Raw genomic sequence first — 23427 nt, forward strand, 5'->3', positions numbered from 1 at the left:
CTCTGGGCAGCACCGCTCACCCCTCCCGGGTCGCCAGGGGCCTGGCGGGGCCCCCGAGCGCGATCTTGATGGCACCGGTGTCGGTGGCCCGCGAGAAGACGTCGTACGCCTCCTCCATCTGGTCCAGTTCGAAGAGATGGGTGATGAGCATGGCCGCGGGCAGCCGCCCGGCGGCCAGCATGGACAGCAGCGTGGGTGTGGAGTAGGTGTCGACCAGCCCGGTGGTGATCGTCACGTTCTTGATCCACAGCTCTTCCAGATGCAGGGTGGCCGGCCTGGCGTGCACCCCGACATTGGCGATCCGGCCACCGGGCCGCACCATGCGGGTGCAGGTCTCGAAGCTCTGCGGGGTGCCCACCGCCTCGATCACCACATCGGCGCCCAGCCCCTCGGTGAGGTCGTCGACCAGCCGCTCGGGGTCCTCGTCCGCGGCGGCCACCGCGTCGGCGCCGACCCGCTTGGCGGCGTCCAGCCGTGCGCCGGGGAAGTCGACGGCGATGATCCGGCCGGGGGAGAAGAACTCCGCGGTGGCGATGGCGGCCAGCCCGATCGGCCCGGCCCCCACCACCGCGACCGTATCCCCGGGCCCCACCCGGCCGTTGAGGATCCCCACCTCGTAGGCGGTCGGGAAGATGTCCGCCAGCAGCACCGCGTCATGTCCCTCGGCGGAGCCGGGCAGTGGATGCACCGACAGATCGGCGAACGGCACCCGGACGTACTCCGCCTGTGTGCCGTTGATCGAGCGCCCCAGGATCCAGCCGCCGCCCCCGCGGCACTGCCCGTACGCCCGCTCCCGGCAGAACCGGCAGTGGCCGCACGCCGAGATGCACGAGATCAGCACCCGGTCCCCGGGCCGTACGCTCCGTACGTCCTCGCCGGTCTCCACCACCTCGCCCACGGCCTCGTGGCCGAGGACCGTACCGGGCCTGACATCCGGTACGTCGCCGTTCAGGATGTGCAGATCGGTGCCACAGATGGTGACCGTGTCGATCCGTACGATCGCGTCCGTGATCTCCTCGAGGTCGGGGTCGGGCACCTCCTCCCAGGAGGACCGCCCCGGCCCGTGGAAGACGAGTGCTTTCATGGCCGTTTCCTCTCCGTTCCCGCTCTGGTCAGCTCTGGGGTACGACGGCGACCGGACAGGCGGCGTGGTGCGCCACGGCCTGGGCCACGGGCCCCAGCCTTGGCCCGAGGCCCGACCGGCCCGGACCGCGCCCCACGACCAGCAGCGCCGCTCCTTCCGCGGCGGCCACCAGCCGCCGGGCCGGGCTGTCCGACGCGATCTCCTCGACGACTCGCACCTCGGCGTACTTGTCCCGCCACGGGGCCAGCGCCGCGCCCAGTGCGCGCTCCGCCTCCTCGCGGGCGTCGGTCAGCCCGACGTCCACCACCCACGGCGCGGAACCCCGGATGGCCGGGATCCTGCTCGCGTACACGCACAGCAGCCCCGTGGCGCGCCGGGCGGCGGCGTCGAACGCGAACTCCAGGACGTCGTCACACGACCCCCGCGCATCCACCCCCGCCACCACATCGGCGCCCCGGGTGTCCGGTGTGTCGGCCCGCACCAGGACGACGGGTGCGGCGGCGCGGGCGGCCAGTTCCAGCCCGACGGAGCCCAGGAAGAAACCGGCGACGGCCCCGAGCGAGCGGGACCCCACCACCAGCAGTTCGGCCCGCTCGGCCTCGGCCAGCAGCACGGGTCCGGGACGGCCGGATATCTGGTCGGTCAGGATCGGCATCTCCGGGTGTTCGGCGTCCAGTTCGGCCCGCGCCGAACGCAGTGCGCGCTCGGCCCAGTAGTGCCAGGCGGCCTCGTGGCCCGGGGTCAGATCCAACTGCTCGGGGCCCGGCCAGGCGTTGACCAGCCGCAGCGGAGCGTCGCGCAGCATCGCCTCGTGCGCGGCCCAGTCGGCGGCGGCCAGGCTCTCGGGTGATCCGTCCAGTCCCGCGGTGACGGGGCGCACCATCGCTGCCTCCTCTCCGGCGTGGCGGGGGAGCGGCCGTCCGGGCTCACCGGGGCCATCGGCCCCGGGACACCCGCCGGAAGATGTCCTCGCTGAGCGGTGTGGCGACGGGGCGGCGGGGCCGTCCGGCGGCCCCCGCCCCGTGGCACCTCCGCGGCGCCGGGGGCCGCCCGCTTCTCGCGGGCCCTGATTGCGCGGTGCGCGGTCGTCGGTGACACACATCAGCGGCGGTTCACCGGTCCGCTTCTCCGCGTCTGCTGGATGCCCCCGGTGCCACTTCCAGGGCACCACGTCCGGCCGCCATGCGCCAGGGCCGACCGGTCCCGCCCCCGGGCCGCCCCCAGGACAACCGGCCCATCCACCCCGTGCCGCCACCGCGACCCACCCGCCCGGTCGTCCGGTAGACCGTGCCGTCGGCGTACGACCCGGCGTAGAGGGTTCCGGTGCGCGGATCGGCGGTGATCGCCTCGGGGTAGGCGCGGTCGCCCGGCAGTGCGTACGCGGCGGAGGTCCGGGGCTCGGTGGGATGGTGCGCGGCCGGGCGGTGCGCCGGGACGGTGGCCTGGGCGGCGGGCGCCACCGGGGGAGCCCCGCGCGTCCGCCACATGCGGGGTGCCGCCCCCGGAGGTGTTGAGCCGGGCCGGGGTCCGGACCCCGGCGGAGGGCCGTGGGGTGGGGCCCGCTGCCCGTCGTTCCCGGTGGTGTGCCCCGGATACGACGGCTCCGGCGCGGTGGCCGGGACCTCGGCGGAGGGTCGCGGGGCGGGGCCCCGGCACCATGGGAACCGGCGTGGCCACCGCGACCCGGACGCACCGGGAGGCGGCGCCGAGCCGTCGGCTCACGCACGCCGCCACCGCATCCCGCCGGCTCGCGCGGACGCGGGCCGGCCACAGCGGGTGTACGAACACGGCGCTCGCGGTGTCGTCGGCGGGCGCGACGCCCGCCGCCGTGGGCCCGCCGTCCCGTCAGCCGACCGGGACCAGGACCACCGGGCAGTGGGCGTGGTGGAGGACCGCGTGGGTGACGGGGCCGAGTTGGAGGCCCAGGCGGGCGGTGCGCCGGTGGACGGCCAGGACCAGGACGTCCGCCGCCCGCGACGCCTCCACCAGGGACTCCGCGGGAGCGCTGTGCACCGTGTCCTCGCGGACGCCCACCTCACCGAACTCCTCGCGCAGCCCGGCCACCACGCGGTACGTCTCCTCCTGCGCGCGCTCCGCGCGCAGGGCCCCGACCTCGCGCGAGGGCAGGGTGTGGTCGCCGACGAAGGCGCGGGCCTGCGTCCAGGCGTACAGCACGCGCAGCCGTGCCCCGCGCCGGATCGCCTCCTCGAAGGCGAACCGGGCCGCCGCCTCGTCCGCGCCGCCCTCGATCCCGACCAGCACCCTGCCGTGGCCCTCGGGCCCGTACGCGGCGGGGACATCGCCGCGTACCACCAGCAGCGGACGGTGGGTGTGGGCGGCCAGCCGGAGTCCGACCGAGCCCAGCAGCAGACCGGTGAAGCCCCCCAGGCCGCGCGTCCCGATGACGATCAGCGAGGCACCCTGCCCGATGCGCAGCAGCTCCGGCACCGCGTCCTGCGCGGTGAGCGTCGGCACGATCCGCAGTTCGGGGTCCTTCTCGGAGGCCCGCGCCACGGCCAGCCGCAGCACCGTGCGGGCGACCTCGACCGGGGGCCGCTGGGGTTCGCTGTCCATGTCGAAGGCGAGCGGATCGGTACGGGCCCACGGCCAGGCGTGCACGATCTCCAGCGTGGCATCGCGCCGCCGGGCCTCGGCGACCGCGCGGTCCAGCGCGTTCCAGGCGCTGTCCGAGCCATCGAGGCCCACCACGACCCGGCCGTCCTGGGCCGCCCTGCCGGGAACCGTCATGACGCGGCACCCCCCTGGCCGCGGGAGTCGTCGAGGCGGTAGGTGAGCCGGTCGACCACCGCCACCACTCCGTCCACCTGTCCGGCCATCCGCACCGCGATGGGGATCTCGCTGTGCCGGTCGAGCTCTCCCTCCAGCCGCACCACCCCGTCGGTCACGGTGACCGTGACGGTGTGCGGCAGCAGCCACAGCGAGCGCACCAGCACCTCGTCGATCACCTCGGCGCGGATCTCCGCGTCCGGGCGCAGGAAGACCCGCAGCAGATCACGGCGGGTGACGATGCCGATCAGCCGGTCCTCCTCGTCCACGACGGGGAGCCGTTCCACGCGGTGGCGGGCCATCGAGCGCGCGGCGTCCACGATGGTGTCCTGAGGGTGCACGGTCACGGCGGGCCGTGACATCAGCTGCCGGGCGGTGCGTCCGTCGGGCGGCTGCCGCGGCACCCGGTCGGCCCGTCCGCCGCTCGGATGGCCGTCCCCCTGGCTGCCCGTCAGCTCGCTGAGATCGGTACCGGTGATCACACCGACGACCTTGTCGTCCTCGTCCACGACCGGCACGCCGTTGATGCGGTGCCGCGCCAGCGCCAGGCTGACCTCCTCGAACGAGGCCGCGTGGCCCACGCGGACGACATCGTCGGTCATCACATTGCCGATCTTGCGGTGCTTCATCCTGCCTCCCCGGACGCTGCCTCCAGCCTCCGACGCCACCCCCTGCCCCTTCTTGGGCTGCCCGGGGTCCGCCCGGGGCCGACCGGCCCGCCCCTGGCGTCTGGGCCGAACGACCCCCGGCGGGGCCGAATCGCCCCTCGCGCCCGGGGCCGGACGGCGGCAGGGTGGGGGCGACGGACGGCGAAGACCACCACTGCGAAGGGCGGTGGGAACGATGGCGCTCCCCCTGGTCGTGGGTGTCGACGGCTCACAGTCCAGCCTCAACGCCGTGGACTGGGCGGTGGACGCCGCGGCCCGGCACCGGGTGCCGCTGCGCCTGGTGCACGGCTCCCTGTGGGAGCGCTACGAGGGCATGCGGCCCGCCACCGACCCGGACCGCCCCTGGGACCGGGTCATGGCCGACCAGATCACCGAGGCCGCGGCCGAGCGCGCGCGGCGGCGCGGCCCCGATGTGAAGCTCTCCGCCGAGGTGCTGCCGGAGGACCCGGTGTCCCTGCTGCTGCGCGCGGGCCAGGAGGCGTCCGGTGTGGTCACCGGAGCGCGCGGACGGGGCGAACTGTCCGGACTGCTCCTGGGGTCGGTCGCCCTGACGGTCGCCGCCCGCGCCCCCTGCCCGGTCACCGTCGTACGGGGCGGGACGCCCAACCGACGCGGCTCCTTCGGCCGGATCGTGCTCGGAGTGGCCGAGCCCTCCGGAGAGGCGTCGCCCGCCCTGCGGTACGCCTTCCACGAGGCCGAGGCGGGCGGCCGGGAACTGGCCGCCGTACGGGCCTGGCGCTGCCCGGCCGGGGAGATCACGGACGACCTGATGATCTACGGCGATCCGGTGCGCGCCCACTGGGCCCGCGCCGAGCGCGCCCTCGACGACGCGCTGCGGGTCCCCGAGCGGGACCACCCCAAGGTCGTGGTCCGCCGCGAGACCGTCGAGGGACCGGCCCGCAAGGTGCTGCTGCACGCGGCGGCCACCGCCGATCTGCTGGTGGTCGGCGCCCGCAGGCACCACGGTCACTTCGCGGGGCTCCAGCTCGGCCGGGTCGCCCACACGGCGCTGCACCACGCCCCGTGTCCGGTGGTGGTCGTCCCCGAGCGGACATGACGCCGCGCGGGCATGGAAGGGAACGGAACGGGCACACCGGGCCGCGGGCCGCGCCGCGGTCCGACGACGGGTACCCATCCGTACATCCGCGAGCCGGACACCACGAGGGAGAGGTCCATGCCGGACGACGCACCGACCACGGCGACGAGCGGGCTCCCCGACGCCGAACTCCACGCCCTGGACGCCCACTGGCGGGCCGCGAACTATCTCGCGGCCGGCCAGATCTATCTGCTGGCGAACCCGCTGCTGACGGAGCCGCTGCGCCCCGACCACATCAAGCCCCGGCTGCTGGGTCACTGGGGCACCTCACCCGGGCTCAACCTCGTCCACACCCACCTCAACCGGGTCATCAGCGCCCGCGACCTGGACGCCATCTGCGTATGGGGCCCCGGCCACGGCGGTCCCGCGGTGCTCGCGGGCTCATGGCTGGACGGCAGCTACTCCGAGGTCTACCCCGACGTCAGCCGGGACGAGGCGGGTATGGCGCGCCTGTTCCGCCAGTTCTCCTTCCCCGGCGGAGTGCCCAGCCATGTGGCTCCCGAGACCCCCGGCTCCATCCACGAGGGCGGTGAGCTCGGCTACTCGCTCGCCCACGCCTATGGCGCGGCCCTGGACAACCCCGGCCTCCTCGTCGCCTGCGTCATCGGCGACGGCGAGGCGGAGACCGGACCACTGGCCGGCTCCTGGCACGCGAACAAGTTCCTCGACCCGGTCCACGACGGCGCCGTGCTGCCCATCCTCCACCTCAACGGCTACAAGATCGCCAACCCCACGGTGCTCGCCCGCCTCCCCGGGCCCGAACTCGAGGAGCTGCTGCGCGGATACGGCCATGAGCCGATCCAGGTGTCCGGCGACGAACCGCATCAGGTCCACCGGGACCTCGCCCGGGCCATGGACGAGGCGCTCGACCGGATCGCCCTGCTCCAGCGCACCGCCCGCGAGGAGGGCGTCGGCGAACGTCCCCGCTGGCCGGTGATCGTGCTGCGCACCCCCAAGGGCTGGACCGGCCCCGCCGAGGTCGACGGGGTGCCGGTGGAGGCCACCTGGCGCTCCCACCAGGTCCCGCTGCCGGGCGTACGGGAGAACCCGCAGCATCTGCGGCAGCTGGAGCGGTGGCTGCGCTCCTACCGGCCCGAGGAGCTCTTCGACGAGGACGGGCGGCCCCGGCCGGAGGTGCTGGCGTGTGTGCCCCGGGGGCAGCGGCGGCTGGGCGCCAATCCGCACGCCAACGGCGGACTGCTGGTGCGTGATCTGCCGGTGCCCGACCTGGAGCGGTACGCGGTCCCCGTCGAGAAGCCCGGGCTGACCCTGCACGAGCCCACCCGGGTCCTCGGCGACCTGCTGGAGCGGGTCATGGAGGACACCGGCGACCGCCGTGACTTCCGGGTCGTCGGCCCCGACGAGACCGCCTCCAACCGGCTCCAGGCCCTGTTCCGGGCCACCGGAAAGGCGTGGCAGGAGCGGACCCTCGGCACCGATGAGCACCTGAGCAGCCACGGCCGGGTGATGGAGATCCTCTCCGAACACGTCTGCCAGGGCTGGTTGGAGGGCTATCTGCTCACCGGACGGCACGGGCTGTTCTCCTGTTACGAGGCGTTCGTGCACATCGTCGACTCCATGGTGAACCAGCACATCAAATGGCTGAAGGTGTCCCGCGCGCTGCCGTGGCGGCGCCCGGTGGCCTCCCTCAACTACCTGCTGACCTCCCATGTCTGGCGGCAGGACCACAACGGCTTCTCGCACCAGGACCCCGGTTTCGTGGACCATGTGCTCAACAAGAGCCCCGAGGTGGTGCGGGTCTATCTGCCGCCGGACACCAACACCCTGCTCTGTGTGGCGGACCATGTGCTCCGCAGCCGGGACTACGTGAACGTCGTGGTCGCGGGCAAACAGCCGTGCTTCGACTGGCTCGACCTCGAGCAGGCCCGCGCCCACTGCGCCCGCGGTGCCGGCAGCTGGGACTGGGCGGGCACCGAGAACGGCACCGGCGAACCCGATGTGGTGCTGGCCGCCGCGGGCGACGTCCCCACCCAGGAGGTCCTGGCGGCGGCCGGGATTCTCCGCCGCCATCTGCCCGATGTGTCGGTGCGGGTCGTCAACGTCGTCGACATGACCCGGCTGCTGCCCCAGAAGGAGCATCCGCACGGCATGCCGGACGCCGAGTTCGACGCCCTCTTCACCCGCGACCGGCCCGTCATCTTCGCCTACCACGGCTATCCATGGCTGGTGCACCGGCTGGCCTACCGCAGGGCCGTCCACCCGGGGCTGCATGTGCGCGGCTATCTGGAGACGGGCACCACCACCACACCCTTCGACATGGTCGTCCGCAACGACCTGGACCGCTACCGGCTGGTGATGGACGTCATCGACCGCACCCCGGGCCTCGCGGTGCGCGCCGCCGCCGTACGCCAGCGGATGCAGGACGCGCGCACCCGCCACCACGCGTGGATCCGCGAACACGGCACCGATATGCCCGAAGTGGCGGAGTGGTCCTGGAGCGGCTGAGCCACCGCGCGGGGGCACCGGAAGCCGTGGCCGGTGCCCCCGTGCCCCGTACGGCCCAGCAGGACAGGCCGTTCCGGCCGCGCCACGCACACCATGGGCCCATGACGGAGGAGAAGAGTCAGGGCCGGCGCACGGGAATCATCGGTGAACTCTCCGCGGAGTTCGCCGGGACGATGGTGCTCATCCTCTTCGGATGCGGTGTGGTGGCACAGGTGGTGGCGGGTGGCGCCCTCACCAAGCCACCGGGCGCGCTCGGCGACCACGACTCCATCGCCTGGGCCTGGGGGCTCGGTGTCACCTTGGGCGTGTATGTCGCCGCACGGCTCAGCGGTGCGCATATCAACCCCGCGGTCACCCTCTCCCTCGCGGCCTTCAAGGGCTTCCCCTGGAGCAAGGTGGCGCCCTACATGCTGGCCCAGACGCTCGGTGCGTTCGTCGCCGCCCTGCTGGTGCGCTGGAACTACACCGAGGTGCTGGCGGGCGCCGACCCCAAGCACACCTTCAAGACCCAGTTCGTGTTCTCCACCCTCCCGGGCAACGGCTCGCTGCCGGTGAGCGAATGGGGAGCGCTGCGCGACCAGATCATCGGCACCGCCATCCTGGTGCTGCTCATCTTCGCCGTCACCGATCTGCTGAACTCGCCCCCGCAGGCCAACCTGGGGCCGTTCATCATCGGCCTCATCGTGGTCGCGATCGGCATGGCGTGGGGCGCGGACGCCGGATACGCCATCAACCCGGCCCGTGACTTCGGCCCCCGGCTGGCCAGCTATCTCACCGGATACGACACCGCGTGGCGGGACCAGTACGGGAATCTCTACTTCTGGGTGCCCATCGTCGGACCGCTGATCGGCGGACTGGTCGGCGCGGCCCTGTACAAGCTCCTGATCAGCCGCTTCCTCCCGGTCGCCGGACAGCAGGAAGTGGGACGCACTCCCGCCCCCGAGAGCTGAGCCGGGCCGGACCCATCCACGAGAGGCGGCCGAAGGATGCCGGAATTCGTCGGAGCGGTGGACCAGGGGACCACCAGTTCCCGCTTCATGATCTTCGACCACGACGGCGGCGAGGTGGCGAAGTACCAGCTGGAGCACCGGCAGATCCTGCCGCGCTCGGGATGGGTCGAACACGACCCGGTGGAGATCTGGGAACGCACCAACTCCGTGATGCAGAACGCCATCCGCACCGGCGGGCTCTCCCCCTCCGACCTGGCCGCCATCGGCATCACCAACCAGCGCGAGACCACCGTCATCTGGGATCCGCGCAACGGCCAGCCGTACTACAACGCCATCGTGTGGCAGGACACCCGCACCGACACCATCGCCGCCGCCCTCGAACGGGACGGCCACGGCGAGGTGATCCGCCGCAAGGCCGGACTGCCGCCCGCCACCTACTTCTCCGGCGGCAAGATCAAGTGGATTCTGGACAATGTCGAGGGCGTCCGCGAGGCGGCCGAACGCGGCCACGCGCTCTTCGGCAACACCGACGCCTGGGTGCTGTGGAACCTCACCGGCGGCCCCGGCGGCGGGATCCACGCCACCGACGTCACCAACGCCAGCCGCACCATGCTGATGAACCTGGAGACGCTGGACTGGGACGACGAACTGCTGGAGATCTTCGGCATCCCACGGGCCATGCTGCCGACGATCAACCCCTCGTCCCATGCCGAGGCGTACGGCCAGGCCCGCACCAGCCGCCCGCTGCGCACCGCGACCCCCATCACCGGTGTCCTCGGCGACCAGCACGCGGCCACCGTCGGCCAGGTGTGCTTCAACCCCGGCGAGGCCAAGAACACCTACGGCACCGGCAACTTCCTGGTCCTCAACACCGGTGCGGAGCTGGTCCGTTCGACCAGCGGACTGCTCACCACGGTGGCGTACCAGTTCGACGGCAGCCCGGCCGTGTACGCCCTGGAGGGCTCCATCGCGGTGACCGGCTCGGCCGTGCAGTGGCTGCGCGACCAGCTGAAGATCATCGAGGATGCCGCGGGCAGCGAGCGGCTGGCCCGTACCGTCGAGGACCACGGCGGGGTGTACTTCGTGCCCGCGTTCTCCGGTCTGTTCGCCCCGTACTGGCGCTCCGACGCCCGTGGCGCGATCGTCGGCCTCACCCGCTACAACACCAACGCCCATCTGGCCCGCGCCACTCTGGAGGCCATCTGCTACCAGAGCCGCGATGTGGTGGAGGCCATGGAGAAGGACGCCGGAATCCACCTCGATGTGCTCCGGGTGGACGGCGGTGTCACCGAGAACGAGCTGTGCATGCAGATCCAGGCCGATGTGCTCGGGGTGCCGGTCAGCCGCCCGGTGGTGGCCGAGACCACCGCGCTGGGCGCCGCCTACGCCGCCGGTCTCGCCACCGGTTTCTGGCGGGACACCGATGAGCTGCGCTCCCACTGGAGCGAGTCCAGGCGCTGGGAGCCGGAGTGGAGCGCCGAGCGGCGCGAGGAGGGCTACGCGGGCTGGAAGAAGGCCGTGCAGCGCACCCTGGACTGGGTGAAGGTGTCCTAGAGGGCCGAGATGTGGCGGGCCGGGTCTGCCGGTCCGGCGCGCGGTTGCGGCTCCCGCCGGACGGCGGTTACCTGGGAACGTACCCGGCGGTGAAGTGTCATCGCACCGGGGCCCATGGCGTGACCCGGGCCCGTACCGGCCCCTCCGCCGTCACGCCCGCCTTGTCCGCCGCCGGTCCACAGGCGACCGACGCGGAGGTGTTCGAGGTGAAAGCCGTCGTCTATGAGAAGCCCTTCACCGTGGCAGTGCGGGATGTCGACGATCCCCGGATCGAGCATCCCAACGATGTGATCGTACGGGTCACCTCCAGCGCGATCTGCGGTTCCGACCTGCATATGTACGAGGGCCGCACGGCGGCCAGCCCCGGTATCGTCTTCGGACACGAGAACCTGGGCATCGTCGAGGAGACGGGCTCGGGCGTCACCTCGCTGTCCAAGGGCGACCGCGTGGTGATGCCGTTCAACGTGGCCTGCGGGTTCTGCAAGAACTGCCTCGCGGGCAACACCGGTTTCTGTCTGACGGTCAACCCCGGCTTCGCGGGCGGCGCCTATGGCTATGTGGCGATGGGCCCGTACACCGGTGGCCAGGCGGAGCGACTGCGGGTGCCCTACGCCGACTTCAACTGTCTGAAGCTGCCCGGGGGCGATGAGTTCGAGACCGACTTCGTCCTGCTCGCCGATATCTTCCCGACCGGCTACCACGGCTGTGAGCTGGCGCAGGTCTCCCCGGGCGAGAGTGTGGTCGTCTACGGCGCCGGACCGGTGGGGCTGATGGCCGCGTACTCGGCCCTGTTGCGTGGCGCCGCCAAGGTGTTCGTGGTGGACCGGGTGCCCGAACGGCTCGCCAAGGCCGAGCAGATAGGCGCGATTCCCATCGACTTCACCAAGGGCGATCCGGCCGAGCAGATCACGGACCAGACCGGCGGTGAGGGCACCGACAAGGGCGTGGACGCGGTGGGCTACCAGGCCCAGTCCCGCGACGCCAGCCATGAGGAGCCCGCGATCGTCCTCAACGCGCTCGTGGACACCGTACGGCCGACCGGAATGCTCGGGGTGCCGGGCCTGTATGTGCCCTCCGACCCCGGGGGCCCCGATGAACACGCCAAACAGGGTCAGCTCCTCGTCTCCATCGGCCGGATGTTTGAGAAGGGGCAGCGGGTCGGCACCGGTCAGTGCAACGTCAAGCGGTACAACCGCCAGCTACGCGACATGATCATCGCCCGTCGTGCCACGCCGAGCTTCGTGGTCTCGCATGAACTTCCGCTGGACCAGGCGCCGTTGGCGTACGAGAAGTTCGACCAGCGGATCGAGGGCTACACCAAGGTCGTGCTGCACCCGGCGCTCGCGGCGTGATCGCATAATTCGTAAATGGTGCGAATGAGACATACTCGAAAGTGAGGCCCGTGACTGGGCTCGCATGAGGCCGTGCTCCGGCGGCGGTGAGGAGGACCGATCATGAAGAGCGAGGCGGCGCTGGCCTTCGCCAGCGGTTACCTCTTGGGCCGCCGCCGCAAGGTGCGGTGGGCCGTCGCGCTCGCCGGTATGGCGGCGGGCAAGCGTCTGGCGTCCGGCCGCCTTCCCGTGAACACCGATGCCCTGCCCACGGCCGAGATCGGCAAGGTGGGTCGTGCGGTCCGCGGCAAGCTGGTCTCCGCGGGCCGGTCCGCCGCGATATCGGCGGCAAGTAATCGCATGGACGCCCTGAGTGACCGGATGGAGCGCCGGACCAGCACCCTGCGCCCTGGCGGGGACGGTGCGGAGGAGCCGGACTCCTCCGAGGAGCGGGAGCCCTCCGGGAAGCGGGAGAGCAAGGCCAAGGACAGCAAGTCCAGCGAGCCGAAGGCCAAGGACAGCAAGTCCAGCGAGCCCAAGGCCAAGGCGCGGGAGCGCAAGGACACTTCCGCTCCCCGTTCCGGCGGGCGGAGCCGGAGCGGGGAGCGGAACCAGGGCGAGGACCGGCGGCGGAAACCGGCCGCCGACCGCCCGGCGAAGACCCGGAAACAGGGCGGATCCGGCGGGTCCGGACGACGGAGCCAGGGGTGAGGGGTGAGGGGCCATGGCACAGAAGGCGGATGAACGAGGCTCGGGAGGGCTGGGCGGCCTCGCCCAGGAGCTGCCCATCGATCGCCTGAAGAACGAGGCGCGGAACCTTGCCGGCGCCCTGGGCAAGAAGGCCCTGTCCTCGGTGACCGAACTCGGTAAGAAGGGGCTCGGCAAGGACGGAGAGGGTCCGGACGTCCCGATGAAGCCGATGGTGAAGGCCGGGCTGGAGACCGTCAAGGACAAGGCGGTGGACAAGGCCGAGGACGTGGTCCCGGGCCTCGGCGGGGGCAAGGACGGCGGCAAGGGCGGCGACCGCGACAAGAAGCTCAAGGTCACCAATATCGTCGAGCAGATCGACGTCGGCGCGCCGCTGTCGCTCACCTATGACCTGTGGACCCAGTTCGAGGACTTCCCCAGCTTCATGAAGAAGGTCGAGGACGTCTCGCAGGAGTCCGAGACCGAGATGGAATGGAAGGCCCAGGTCTTCTGGTCGCACCGCAAGTGGCGCTCCGAGATCGTCGAGCAGGTCCCGGACAAGCGCATCATCTGGACCTCACGGGCCGAGAAGGGCCATGTGAACGGCGCGGTCACCTTCCATGAGATCGCTCCCGAGCTCACCCGGATCATGCTGGTCCTCCAGTACTACCCGCAGGGCTTCTTCGAGCGCACCGGGAACATCTGGCGGGCCCAGGGCCGCCGGGTGCGCCTGGAGTTGAAGCACTTCCGCCGCCATCTGATGGCCGAAGTGCTGCTCAACCCCGATGAGATCGAGGGCTGGCGCGGTGAGATCCGCGAGAGCGAGGTCGTCGACGAGGAAGACGAAGAAGAAGAGCACGAAGAAGAGGACGAAGAAGAGGACGAAGAAGAGGACGAAGAAGAGGACGAGGGCGAAGAGGGCGACGAGGACGAGGACGCCGAAGACGAGTACGAGGACGAAGAGTACGAAGACGAAGAGGACGGGGAGGACGAGGCGCCCCGGCGGCGCTCACGCCGCTGACGGTCAGATGTCGCCCAAGTAGGCGTAGGACGTGCGCAGTTGACGCTTGAGGATCTTGCCGCTGGGATTCTTCGGCAGTGACTCCGCGAGCGCCACGTACTTCGGCACCTTGTAGCCCGCGAGCCGGGAGCGGCAGTGGTCGAGGATGTCCTCGACGTCCACCGTCTCACCGGGGCGGGGCACCACCACCGCCGTCACCGCCTCGATCCAGTACGGATGCGCCACCCCGAACACCGCGGCCTCGGTGACCGCCGGATGAGTGTGGATGACCTCCTCCACCTCACGTCCCGACACATTCTCCCCGCCGCTGTTCACCATGTCCTTCTTGCGGTCGACGACGGTCAGGTACCCCTCGTCGTCGAGCACGCCCAGATCGCCGCTGTGGAACCAGCCGCCGCGGAACGCCTCCGCGGTGCGCTCGGGGTCGCGCCAGTAGCCGAGCATGGTGTGGGGGCCCCGGTGCACGATCTCGCCCACCGTGCCCGGCGGCACCGGGCGGTCGTCCTCGTCCACCACCATCGTTTCGACGTTGAGCGCGGCCCGCCCCGCGGACCCGGCCTTGCGCTGCTGGTCGCCGGGGCTCAGTACGGTGGCGATGGGGGACATCTCGGTCTGGCCGTAGAGGTTGTACAGCGCCAGCCCCGGCAGCCGGTGGCGCAGTTCGGCCAGTACGGCGACCGGCATCGACGCCGCGCCGTAGTAGCCCTTGCGCAACGACGACAGATCGTGGGTGCCGAACTCCGGGTGGCGCAGCAGCGCGATCCACACCGTGGGCGGCGCGAACAGCTTGGTCACCCGCTCCGCCTCGATGGTGGCCAGCAGAACGGCCGGGTCGGGGCCGGGCAGCACCAGGGAGGTGGCGCCCAGATAGATGTCCGGGGTGAGAAAGGCGTGCAGCTGGGCGCAGTGGTAGAGCGGCAACGCGTGGATCTCGACATCGTCGGCGGACATATCACCGGCCACGATCGCCGTCAGATACTGGGAGATCAGATTGCGACTGGTCATGATGGCGCCCTTGGGGCGGGACTCGGTGCCCGAGGTGTACATCAGCTGCACCGGATCGTCATCGGTCAGGGCCGGGTCGGGGATCCGGTGGCCGTCCTCCTCGCCCAGTTCGGCCAGGTCCTCCCACTCCCCGTGTCCGCCGCCGATCGCCGCGCGCACCACCAACCGTGGCGGCGCCGCCTCCGTCAGCGCGGCGTCGGCGGCGTCGAGCAGATCGGCGCCCGCGATGATGCCCACGGCTCCCGAATGCTCCAGGACATAGGCGACTTCGGGCGGCGTCAGCATGAAGTTGACCGGGACCGACACCGCGCCCAGCCGGGCCAGCGCGAAGAAGGCGACCACGAAGCCGTGGGAGTTGCGCGCGTACAGCACCACCCGGTCGCCGCGGGCCACCCCGCGCGCGGCCAGCGCGCCCGCGGTCCGGTCCACCACCGCGTCGAGTCCGGCGAACGTCTGTCGCAGCGGACCGTCGACCACCGCGGTCTTGTGCGGCAGCCGCAGCGCGGTGCGGGACAGCAGATCGGCGATGCCGTGGCGGCGGGCGCGCACGATGTCCACGGGCAGGGAGGATGCGGTCACCGGTGTCTCCCGAGGTGGCGGGGCGGATGGGACGGAAGGACGGATCGCCACGCTGACACGGCGGGGAGCGGGCTTCAAGAGTGACGGTGTCACAGGAACGCCGCCGCGTGCTGTCCCACCGGCCCGGACCGGCTCACCACGGCCCATAACGCGCCCCGCCGGACTAGGGCCGGACGGCCCCGGATCAGGGGCCGCGCAGCCCTGCCGCCAAGCCGGGCGGCACGCCAGGCTGGGGGCCCACACAAAGTGGGGGAAGACGGACGGGCGGCCGCACCGAAGGAGTCATCTCATCGACTCCAAACCATCTTCGGGCGCGGCCGCCCGTCCGTCCTGTGCCATCACGCTCATCAGCACCACACGCAAGGGGGAGACGTATGTCCCGCACCACCGTCCGCACCGGAGCCCTGCTCGCCGTCGGCTGTGCCGCCGCGTTGCTGTACCCCGCGGCACCCGCCGGAGCCGCCGGTTCGGTCCACCTGTCCAAGATCTATTACGACTCTCCCGGCAGCGACAACCGCGGCAACTCCAGCCTCAACGCCGAGTACGTCCAGATCAAGAACTCCACCTCGCGCGGGGTCGCCCTCAAGGGCTGGGTGCTGGTGGACGCCAGCAACCACAAGTACACCTTCTCGAGCTACACCCTCGGCGCGGGCAAGACGGTGACCGTGCGCACCGGCACCGGCTCGGACACCTCCGCCACCAAGTACCAGGACCGCCGGGCCTACGTCTGGAACAACACCAGCGACAAGGCCACGCTGCGCAAGAGCAGCGGATCCACCGTCGACACCTGCGCGTACAACAGCAGCCGCGCCGACTACAAGATCTGCTGACGACGGGGCCGGGCCACCCCGGTGGCCCGGCCAACCGGTGAACCGTGCCTCCTCCGAGGACAATGGGGATGTCGAGGAGCGAGAGCCGGTGAGCGGCCGTGTCGGACTGGGTGTGGGAGTACGAGGGCTACGAGCCCGCGCGGGAGCGGCTGCGGGAGTCGCTGTGCACCCTGGGCAACGGCTATATCGCCACCCGGGGCGCGGCCTCCGAGACCGCGGCCGACGAGGTGCACTACCCGGGCACCTATGCCGCGGGCTGCTACGACCGGCTGGTGTCGGAGGTCGCCGGACGCCAGGTCGAGAACGAGGACCTGGTCAACCTGCCGAACTGGCTCCCGCTGCGCTACCGCCTCACCGGGCCGGACCCCGCCGCACCCGGCCCCGGACCCTGGCTCACCCCCGACAGTGCGGAGCTGACCGAGTACCGGCAGGTCCTCGATCTGCGGCATGGCACACTCACCCGGCGGCTGCGGTTCACCGACCGCCACCACCGGGTGCTCGTCGTGGAACAGCGGCGGCTGGTCCACATGGGCGATCCCCATCTGGCGGCACAGCGGACCACCTTCACCGCCGTGGGCTGGTCCGGCACGGTCGAGATCGAGTCAGCGCTCGACGGTGCGGTGACCAACGCGGGAGTGGCCCGCTACCGCGATCTGGCCGGACACCATCTGACCGGGCTGACCACCGGCGCCGCCGCGGCCGACACGGTGTGGCTGAGCTGCCGCACCGCCGCCTCCGACGTACGGGTGGCCATGGCCGCGCGCACCCGGGTGACCGAGGGCGCGTCCACCACCGCGGGACAGCGGCTCACCGCGACCGACGCCGTCCGCGCGCTCACCGTGCCGATCACCTCCGGGTCGCCCGTCACGGTGGAGAAGACGGTGGCGGTGCACACCTCCAGGGACGCGGCGATCGCCGATCCGCTGTGCGCCGCCGTCGAACGGGTGGAGCGCGCCCCGGACTACGCCGGACTGCTGGCCTCCCACCAGACCGCCTGGAAACACCTGTGGCGCGAGGGCGCGTTGGAGGTGCCGGGCGAGGCGGGCCGTATCCTGCGGCTCCATCTGTTCCACGTCCTCCAGACGCTCTCCCCGCACACCGCGGAGCTGGACGTGGGCGTACCGGCGCGCGGTCTGCACGGTGAGGCGTACCGCGGCCATGTGTTCTGGGACGAGTTGTTCGTCCTGCCGTATCTGAACCTGACCTTCCCCGAGGTGTCCCGGGCGCTGCTGCACTACCGGCACCGACGGCTGCCGGAGGCGTGCCGCGCGGCGGCGGACGCCGGGCGGGCGGGGGCGATGTACCCGTGGCAGAGCGGCAGCGACGGCAGCGAGGAGACCCAGACCCTCCATCTGAACCCGCGCTCGGGCCGCTGGCTGCCCGATCACTCACGGTTGCAGCACCATGTGGGCTCGGCCGTGGCGTACAACGTGTGGCAGTACTGCCAGGCCACCGGGGACACCGACTTCCTGCACACCCAGGGCGCGGAGATGCTGGTGCAGATCGCCCGGTTCTGGGCGGACGCCGCCGTCCTCGACCCGGACCTCGGGCGCTACCGCATCCGCGGGGTGGTCGGCCCCGACGAGTACCACGACGGCTACCCCGGCGCCCGGCAGCCCGGTCTCGACGACAACGCCTACACCAATGTCACCGCCGCCTGGGTGCTCACCCGCGCCCTGGAGCTGGTCCGCACCCTGCCCGAACCGCGGCGGCGCGAGCTGTTCGAGCGCATCGGCCTGGACCGCGCGGAACCGGAGCGCTGGGAGGATGTCTCCCGGCGGCTGCGGATCCCCTTCGACCGGGGTGTCATCAGCCAGTTCGACGGCTACCAGGACCTGGCCGAACTGGACTGGGACGGCTACCGCGCACGCTACGGCGACATCCGCCGGCTGGATCGGATCCTGGAGTCCGAGGGCGACACCGTCAACCGCTACCAGGCGTCCAAACAGGCCGATGTGCTGATGCTCGGCTATCTCTTCTCGCCCGCCGAACTGTCCGGGCTCTTCCGGCGGCTCGGCTACGGCCTCGACGACGAGACCTGGCACGCCACGGTCGCGTACTACCTGCGCCGCACCACCCACGGTTCGACCCTCAGCGGGCTGGTGCACGGCTGGGTGCTGGCGCGGGCCCGCCGCGCCGAGGCGTGGCATTACTGCCAGGAGGCGTTGACCGGCGATGTCGCCGACATCCAGGGCGGCACCACCGGCGAGGGCATCCACCTCGGTGCCATGGGCGGCACCCTCGATCTGGTGCAGCGCGGCCTCACCGGTCTGGAGACCCGCGAGGAAGCCCTGTGGCTGGACCCGGTACCGCTGCCGGAGCTTTCGGAGTACGCGGTCTCCGTGTGCTACCGCGGCCACTGGGGGATCGTGCTGCGGCTGCGCTCCGGACGGCTCTGGATCAGGGTGCCGGACTCCGAGGAGCCGCCCATCGAGGTGCGGCTCGCCGACCGCACCCTGACGCTCGCGCCCGGCGAGTCCGTCTGGCTGCCGCTGCCGTCCGGCTGACGGCCGCGGCGCCCCTTTTCCGCCCGCTTCGCGGCCCCGCTACTCCGCCAGGGTGTCCAGGATCTGCTGTCCGTACTTCGCCAGCTTGTTCTCACCCACCCCGCCCACCGTGGCCAGCGCCTCCAGCGTCGCGGGGTGCTCGGTGGCGATCTGCCGCAGGGTGGCGTCATGGAAGATCACATACGCGGGGACACCCTGTTCCTTCGCGGAGGCCGCGCGCCAGGCGCGCAGCCGCTCGAAGACCGGCACCGCCTCCTCGGGCAGTTCCGCCGCCGCCTCGGCGCCCTTGCCCTTGGACGTCTTGGCGGACTTCGCGGCGCGGGCGGGCTTCTCCGGCTCCCGCCGCAGCCTGACCTCACGCTCCCGGTTCAGCACCGCGGCGCTGCCCTCGGTGAGCACCAGCGTGCCGTAGTCACCCTCGACACCGAGCAGCCCCTGCGACAGCAACTGCCGTGCCACACCGCGCCATTCGGCCTCGCGCAGCTCGGTGCCGATGCCGAACACCGACAGCGCGTCATGGTCGAACTGGATGACCTTCGCCGTCTTCTTGCCCAGCAGGATGTCGATGATCTGGCCCGCGCCGAACTTCTGGTTGCGCTCCCGTTTCAGCCGCACCACGGTGGACAGCAGCTTCTGCGCGGGGACGGTGCCGTCCCAGGACTCCGGCGGGGTCAGACAGGTGTCGCAGTTGCCGCACGGACCGCTCTGCTGGCCGAAGTAGTCGAGCAGCCGCACCCGGCGGCACTCGACGGTCTCGCACAGCGCCAGCATGGCGTCCAGATGGGCGCCCAGCCGCCGCCGGTGGGCGTCGTCCCCCTCCGAGGTGTCGATCATCTTGCGCTGCTGGACCACGTCCTGGAGCCCGTACGCCAGCCAGGCGGTGGACGGCAGCCCGTCCCGCCCCGCGCGGCCGGTCTCCTGGTAGTAGCCCTCGACGGACTTGGGCAGGTCCAGATGGGCCACGAACCGCACATCCGGTTTGTCGATGCCCATGCCGAAGGCGATGGTGGCCACCACCACCAGACCCTCCTCGCGCAGGAAGCGCGACTGGTGCTCGGCGCGGATCCGCGCGTCCAGCCCCGCGTGGTACGGCAGTGCCTCGATCCCGTTGCTCACCAGGAAGTCGGCGGTCTTCTCCACCGAGGAGCGGGACAGGCAGTAGACGATGCCCGCGTCCCCCTTGTGCTCGGAGCGCAGCAGCTCCAGCAGCTGCCGCTTGGGGTCGTTCTTGGGCGCGATCCGGTATTGGATGTTGGGGCGGTCGAAGCTGGCCACGTAGTGGTGGGCGTCCTGGAGCTTCAGCCGGGAGGCGATCTCGGTGTGGGTGGCCTCGGTGGCGGTCGCCGTCAGCGCGATCCGGGGCACGCTCGGCCAGCGCTCGTGCAGCTCGGACAGGGCCAGGTAGTCGGGCCGGAAGTCGTGCCCCCACTGCGCCACACAGTGCGCCTCGTCGATGGCGAACAGGGACACCGTGCCCCGGTCCAGCAGCCGCAGCGTGGACTCCACCCGCAGCCGCTCCGGCGCCAGGTACAGCAGGTCCAGCTCGCCCGCGAGGAACTCGGCCTCCACCAGGCGCCGCTCGTCCAGGTCCTGGGTGGAGTTGAGGAAACCGGCCCGCACCCCGAGGTTGCGCAGGGCGTCCACCTGGTCCTGCATCAGCGCGATAAGCGGTGAGACGACCACCCCGACGCCCTTCCGGACCAGCGCGGGGATCTGGTAGCACAGCGACTTGCCGCCGCCGGTGGGCATCAGGACCAGCGCGTCGCCACCGGCCACCACATGCTCGATGATCTCCTGCTGACCTCCCCGGAACGCGTCGTAGCCGAAGACGCGGCGCAGGACGCGCTCCGCCTCGCTGCCGTCGGGACCGTTGCCGGGTTCGGGACCGTTTTCCGGGAGAGCCATCAGGCGATTCTAGGGGGCCGCGCGGGGCCCGTGTCACGCGTGCGCCCGGTCCGCCGACCGGGCCGACGGGCGGGCGCCCGTACGGCCGGCGGCGGGTGCACGGGGCCTAGCGGCGGGTGAAGCGGGCGGTGACCGAGACGGTGGCCGCGCCGGTCATCATCCCGCCGGGGTTCGCGGTCATCCCGAAGTCCTTGCGGTCGATCACGACCTCCGCGGTGAGGGTGACGGCGTCCGCGACCGCCTCGTCGAGGCGCGCGGTGAAGGCGAGCGGGCGGCTGCGGCCGATGACGGTCAGCTCGCCGTTGACCCGCGCCGCGCCGGTGCCCTCCGGGGCCGCTTCGGTCACCGTGAAGACCAACCGCGGATGGGTCCCCACGTCGAAGAAGTCCGGACCGCGCAGATGGGTGTCGCGTTTGCCGTTGCCGGTGTCCAGCGAGGCGGCGTCGACGGTCAGGGTGCCGTGCGCGGAGCCGTCGGGACGCACCTCGCCCTGGCCCGCCACCCGGGTGAAGGAACCCTTGACGTTGACCAGTCCCCACATGGTCCGGTGCCGGAGCCGGACCGAGGAACGGTCGGCGTCCAGGTCCCAGAGGCCCGCGGTGGGGGCGGCGGGGTGGGTGGATGCGGTGGGGTTGGTACCGGCGGTGTCCGCCATGGCGCTCACGTCCTTCGCAGACGGCGTATGTCCCTGAAGGCTAAACAGCCCGCGGCGATCTGGCGCGGCGGCGTTCCTCCGCCCGGCGGCACACGTTCCCCGTGGCGTGTGTTCCTGGTGGCATCCCTCCCCGGTGGCATGGCTTCCGGTTGGACCGGGGCCGGGGTGGGCATGGTGGCCGATGGGCATGGCGGTTCGCCATGCCCATGTCCGATACGTCAAAAGGTTCCTTTCCCCCACAAGGAGGCCGATTGTGACATCCAGCAGACTGTTGCGTGCCTTGCCAGCCGCCGCGGCGGTGGTTCTCGTCCTGGCCGGCGGACAGGCCGTGGCCGCCCCCGCCACTTCCGCGCCGGCCGGGCGCGCCGCCGCCCGTGTGGTCACCTACGACGCCTCCGGGGCGGCCGAGTTCAAGGACGCGGTCACCAAGGGCGTGGCCGTATGGAACGAGAACGTGACCAACGTCCAGCTCGAGCCCGCCACATCCGGGCAGCAGGCGAACATCACCATCGTCGCGGACGACGGCTGGCCGCGCGCCATGCCCACCGGACTGGGCAGCGGCACGGTCTACTTCGGCCGCGAGGCCGTGGACGAGGGCTACAACACGGTGCGGATCGCCTCCCATGAGCTCGGCCACATCCTGGGGCTGCCCGATAGGAAACCGGGCCCGTGCTCCAGTCTGATGTCCGGCTCCACGGCCGGGACATCGTGCACCAACCCCAACCCGGATGCCTCCGAGAAGGCCGAGGTCGAGGACAACTTCGGTGGTTCGTCGGTGACGTCGGGCGCGGCACGGGCCACTGCCGTGTACGCGGACTGACCCGCACGCTGACAGCGAGCGGTTCGCCGGGGCGGGTCGGATGACCCCTACGACCCGCCCCGGCATCACGCCGCTCCGGGCATCACCCCGCCGCGCCCTCGATCCGCAGCGGCGGCGTCGGCAGTCCGCCGCGGCGTGGCAGCAGAACCGTGCGCAGCGCGACGGCGGGGGAGAGCAGCCGGGATGTGGGCGCGGCGAGGTGGGTGAGGTCGCGGAAGGCGGCGCCGACCACCGGGTCGACCGTCGCCCGCGCGACCAGACGGCCGAAGTACCAGGTCTGGATCCGCTCGGCGGCGCCGGGCGGGGTCGCGTCCGCCCCCGTGGCGTAGGGCCGGTCCGCGCCCACCGCGGTCAGCCACGCGGTGTCGCTCGCACGCGCCACCGCACGCTGCGCCGTGGCCGCGAAGCCCGGCCGCGGACCCCCCTCGGCCAGACACTCGCGCAGCGCGAGACCGCTCAGCGCGGCCACCGACATGCCCTGGCCGTAGATGGGGTTGAAGGTGCACGCGGCGTCCGAGACGGCGATGAAGCCCTCCGGCACACCGCCCGGGGCGTGGTAGTAGCGGCGGCGGTTGGCCGTGTCGCGATAGGCGAACGGCGGGGACACCGGTTCGCAGCCGCGCAGATGCTCATGCAGATGCGGTTCGTCGAGCGAGGCCACGAAGTCCAGCACCTTCGAGCCGTCGGTCGGCGGATGCTCACCGCGCACCCCGGCCAGCGTCAGCAGCCAGTTGCCGTACTCGACCGGGGACCACGCCGCGCCGCGCGGGCAGTTGGGCCGCGGCTCGACGACCATCGCCATCTCGAGGGGTTCGGCGGGCCGCAACATCTGGGTGGAGTAGCCGATCCCCGCGTCGACCACCTCCTCGCGCGGTGCGGGGCGGCCGAGTTCCTGGAACCACTGGGGAGCGCGCGAGGAGCGCCCGGAGGCGTCGACGACAAGATCGGCGTGGATCTCGCGCTCGGCGCGCTCCGCGTCGCGCGCCCGCACCCGTACCCCGGTCACCCGGTCCGCCGTCCCGAGCAGCCCGACGGCCTCGGTCGCCTCGAGCACCTCCACCCGGGTGCCGGAGCGGGCCGCCTCGGCGAGCACCCGGGCCCGTACGGTGGCGTCGAACAGCGGGCGGGTGCAGCTGAGCAAGGAGTGCTTTCCCTCGTGGAAACGGCGCTGCCAGCCGCTGGGTGTTCGGGTGATCACATCGCGCGGCGCCTCCATCCGGTGCGCGCCCGCCGCCGCCAACTCCGTGAGTGTGCCCGGAAGAAGCGTGTCCAGGGCCCGCTGACCGCCGCTGAGGAAGACATGGAGATGGCGTCCCTGCGGGACGCCCTTGCGGAACACCGGATCCGCCGGATAGCGGTCCCGTTCGATGACGGTGACCGTGCCGACCTGTCCGATCAGCGCGCCTAACGCCAGCGTCCCCGCCAGCCCTCCGCCCACCACTACCGCCGCGCCGTTCATCCCTCGCCCTTCCTGGCCCAAGA

The 23427-nt window shown here is 71.9% G+C and carries 19 protein-coding genes; 10 read left to right on the plus strand and 9 right to left on the minus strand.

Going from position 1 to position 23427, the window contains the following annotated elements; translation table 11 throughout:
* Positions 1-16: 16 nt before the first annotated feature.
* The 5 genes from AB0C66_RS30845 to AB0C66_RS30865 all read right to left on the minus strand — a co-directional run bounded on the left by AB0C66_RS30845 (position 17) and on the right by AB0C66_RS30865 (position 4500).
* Positions 17-1084 carry an alcohol dehydrogenase catalytic domain-containing protein gene (locus tag AB0C66_RS30845; protein WP_362445936.1) on the minus strand — a complete coding sequence of 356 codons (1068 nt, stop codon included), beginning with the start codon at positions 1082-1084 and terminating at the stop codon, positions 17-19.
* 28 nt (positions 1085-1112) lie between these two features.
* Positions 1113-1967 carry a universal stress protein gene (locus AB0C66_RS30850; RefSeq protein ID WP_362445939.1) on the minus strand — a complete coding sequence of 285 codons (855 nt, stop codon included), beginning with the start codon at positions 1965-1967 and terminating at the stop codon, positions 1113-1115.
* A 229-nt stretch (positions 1968-2196) separates the two neighbouring features.
* Positions 2197-2544 (minus strand): hypothetical protein, encoded by a 348-nt coding sequence (locus AB0C66_RS30855; RefSeq protein WP_362445942.1) that lies wholly within the window; start codon positions 2542-2544, stop codon positions 2197-2199.
* A gap of 385 nt (positions 2545-2929) precedes the next feature.
* Positions 2930-3832: a universal stress protein gene (locus AB0C66_RS30860; RefSeq protein WP_362445943.1), complete on the minus strand. Its 903-nt coding sequence runs from the start codon at positions 3830-3832 to the stop codon at positions 2930-2932.
* Positions 3829-4500 (minus strand): CBS domain-containing protein, encoded by a 672-nt coding sequence (locus AB0C66_RS30865; protein ID WP_362445946.1) that lies wholly within the window; start codon positions 4498-4500, stop codon positions 3829-3831. Before AB0C66_RS30865 ends, AB0C66_RS30860 begins: the two co-directional genes overlap by 4 nt.
* Positions 4501-4714: 214 nt before the next feature.
* Here AB0C66_RS30865 and AB0C66_RS30870 point away from each other — a divergent pair, with 214 nt between their 5' ends.
* From AB0C66_RS30870 to AB0C66_RS30900, 7 genes are all read left to right on the plus strand, one after another.
* Positions 4715-5596: a universal stress protein gene (locus AB0C66_RS30870; RefSeq protein ID WP_362445949.1), complete on the plus strand. Its 882-nt coding sequence runs from the start codon at positions 4715-4717 to the stop codon at positions 5594-5596.
* Between the two features lie 117 nt (positions 5597-5713).
* Entirely contained in the window at positions 5714-8101 is a 2388-nt protein-coding gene (locus AB0C66_RS30875; RefSeq protein ID WP_362445951.1) for a phosphoketolase family protein, read from the plus strand.
* A 101-nt stretch (positions 8102-8202) separates the two neighbouring features.
* Positions 8203-9051: an MIP/aquaporin family protein gene (locus AB0C66_RS30880; protein WP_362445954.1), complete on the plus strand. Its 849-nt coding sequence runs from the start codon at positions 8203-8205 to the stop codon at positions 9049-9051.
* A gap of 36 nt (positions 9052-9087) precedes the next feature.
* Positions 9088-10605 carry a glycerol kinase GlpK gene (gene glpK / locus AB0C66_RS30885; protein WP_362445957.1) on the plus strand — a complete coding sequence of 506 codons (1518 nt, stop codon included), beginning with the start codon at positions 9088-9090 and terminating at the stop codon, positions 10603-10605.
* A 206-nt stretch (positions 10606-10811) separates the two neighbouring features.
* Positions 10812-11957, plus strand: coding sequence for a glutathione-independent formaldehyde dehydrogenase (locus AB0C66_RS30890; protein WP_362446222.1), 1146 nt, complete (start codon positions 10812-10814; stop codon positions 11955-11957).
* Positions 11958-12059: 102 nt separating this feature from the next.
* Complete coding sequence (locus AB0C66_RS30895; protein WP_362445960.1) at positions 12060-12647, plus strand: hypothetical protein; 588 nt, start codon at positions 12060-12062, stop codon at positions 12645-12647.
* A 13-nt stretch (positions 12648-12660) separates the two neighbouring features.
* A complete protein-coding gene (locus tag AB0C66_RS30900) occupies positions 12661-13644 on the plus strand; it encodes an SRPBCC family protein (RefSeq protein ID WP_362445963.1) in 984 nt (327 codons plus the stop codon).
* A gap of 3 nt (positions 13645-13647) precedes the next feature.
* Here the strand turns inward: AB0C66_RS30900 and AB0C66_RS30905 are convergent, their stop codons facing one another.
* A complete protein-coding gene (locus AB0C66_RS30905; protein ID WP_362445966.1) occupies positions 13648-15228 on the minus strand; it encodes a fatty acyl-CoA synthetase in 1581 nt (526 codons plus the stop codon).
* A 374-nt stretch (positions 15229-15602) separates the two neighbouring features.
* Between AB0C66_RS30905 and AB0C66_RS30910 the strand changes: the two genes are divergently transcribed.
* Both AB0C66_RS30910 and AB0C66_RS30915 read left to right on the plus strand, forming a co-directional pair.
* Positions 15603-16058: a lamin tail domain-containing protein gene (locus AB0C66_RS30910; RefSeq protein ID WP_362445969.1), complete on the plus strand. Its 456-nt coding sequence runs from the start codon at positions 15603-15605 to the stop codon at positions 16056-16058.
* A 98-nt stretch (positions 16059-16156) separates the two neighbouring features.
* Positions 16157-18565 carry a glycosyl hydrolase family 65 protein gene (locus AB0C66_RS30915; protein ID WP_362445972.1) on the plus strand — a complete coding sequence of 803 codons (2409 nt, stop codon included), beginning with the start codon at positions 16157-16159 and terminating at the stop codon, positions 18563-18565.
* A gap of 39 nt (positions 18566-18604) precedes the next feature.
* Here AB0C66_RS30915 and recQ read toward each other — a convergent pair whose 3' ends face one another.
* Together recQ and AB0C66_RS30925 are read right to left on the minus strand one after the other, a co-directional pair.
* On the minus strand, positions 18605-20470 hold the full coding sequence (gene recQ / locus AB0C66_RS30920) for a DNA helicase RecQ (RefSeq protein ID WP_362445975.1): 1866 nt from the start codon (positions 20468-20470) through the stop codon (positions 18605-18607).
* A 106-nt stretch (positions 20471-20576) separates the two neighbouring features.
* A complete protein-coding gene (locus tag AB0C66_RS30925; RefSeq protein ID WP_362445977.1) occupies positions 20577-21125 on the minus strand; it encodes a YceI family protein in 549 nt (182 codons plus the stop codon).
* A 253-nt stretch (positions 21126-21378) separates the two neighbouring features.
* Between AB0C66_RS30925 and AB0C66_RS30930 the strand changes: the two genes are divergently transcribed.
* On the plus strand, positions 21379-21945 hold the full coding sequence (locus AB0C66_RS30930) for a snapalysin family zinc-dependent metalloprotease (RefSeq protein ID WP_362445980.1): 567 nt from the start codon (positions 21379-21381) through the stop codon (positions 21943-21945).
* Between the two features lie 82 nt (positions 21946-22027).
* Here the strand turns inward: AB0C66_RS30930 and AB0C66_RS30935 are convergent, their stop codons facing one another.
* Positions 22028-23404 (minus strand): FAD-binding protein, encoded by a 1377-nt coding sequence (locus AB0C66_RS30935; RefSeq protein ID WP_362445983.1) that lies wholly within the window; start codon positions 23402-23404, stop codon positions 22028-22030.
* Between the last annotated feature and the right edge of the window lie 23 nt (positions 23405-23427).

The organism is Streptomyces sp. NPDC048636 (assembly GCF_040650655.1).
Lineage (GTDB): Bacteria > Actinomycetota > Actinomycetes > Streptomycetales > Streptomycetaceae > Streptomyces.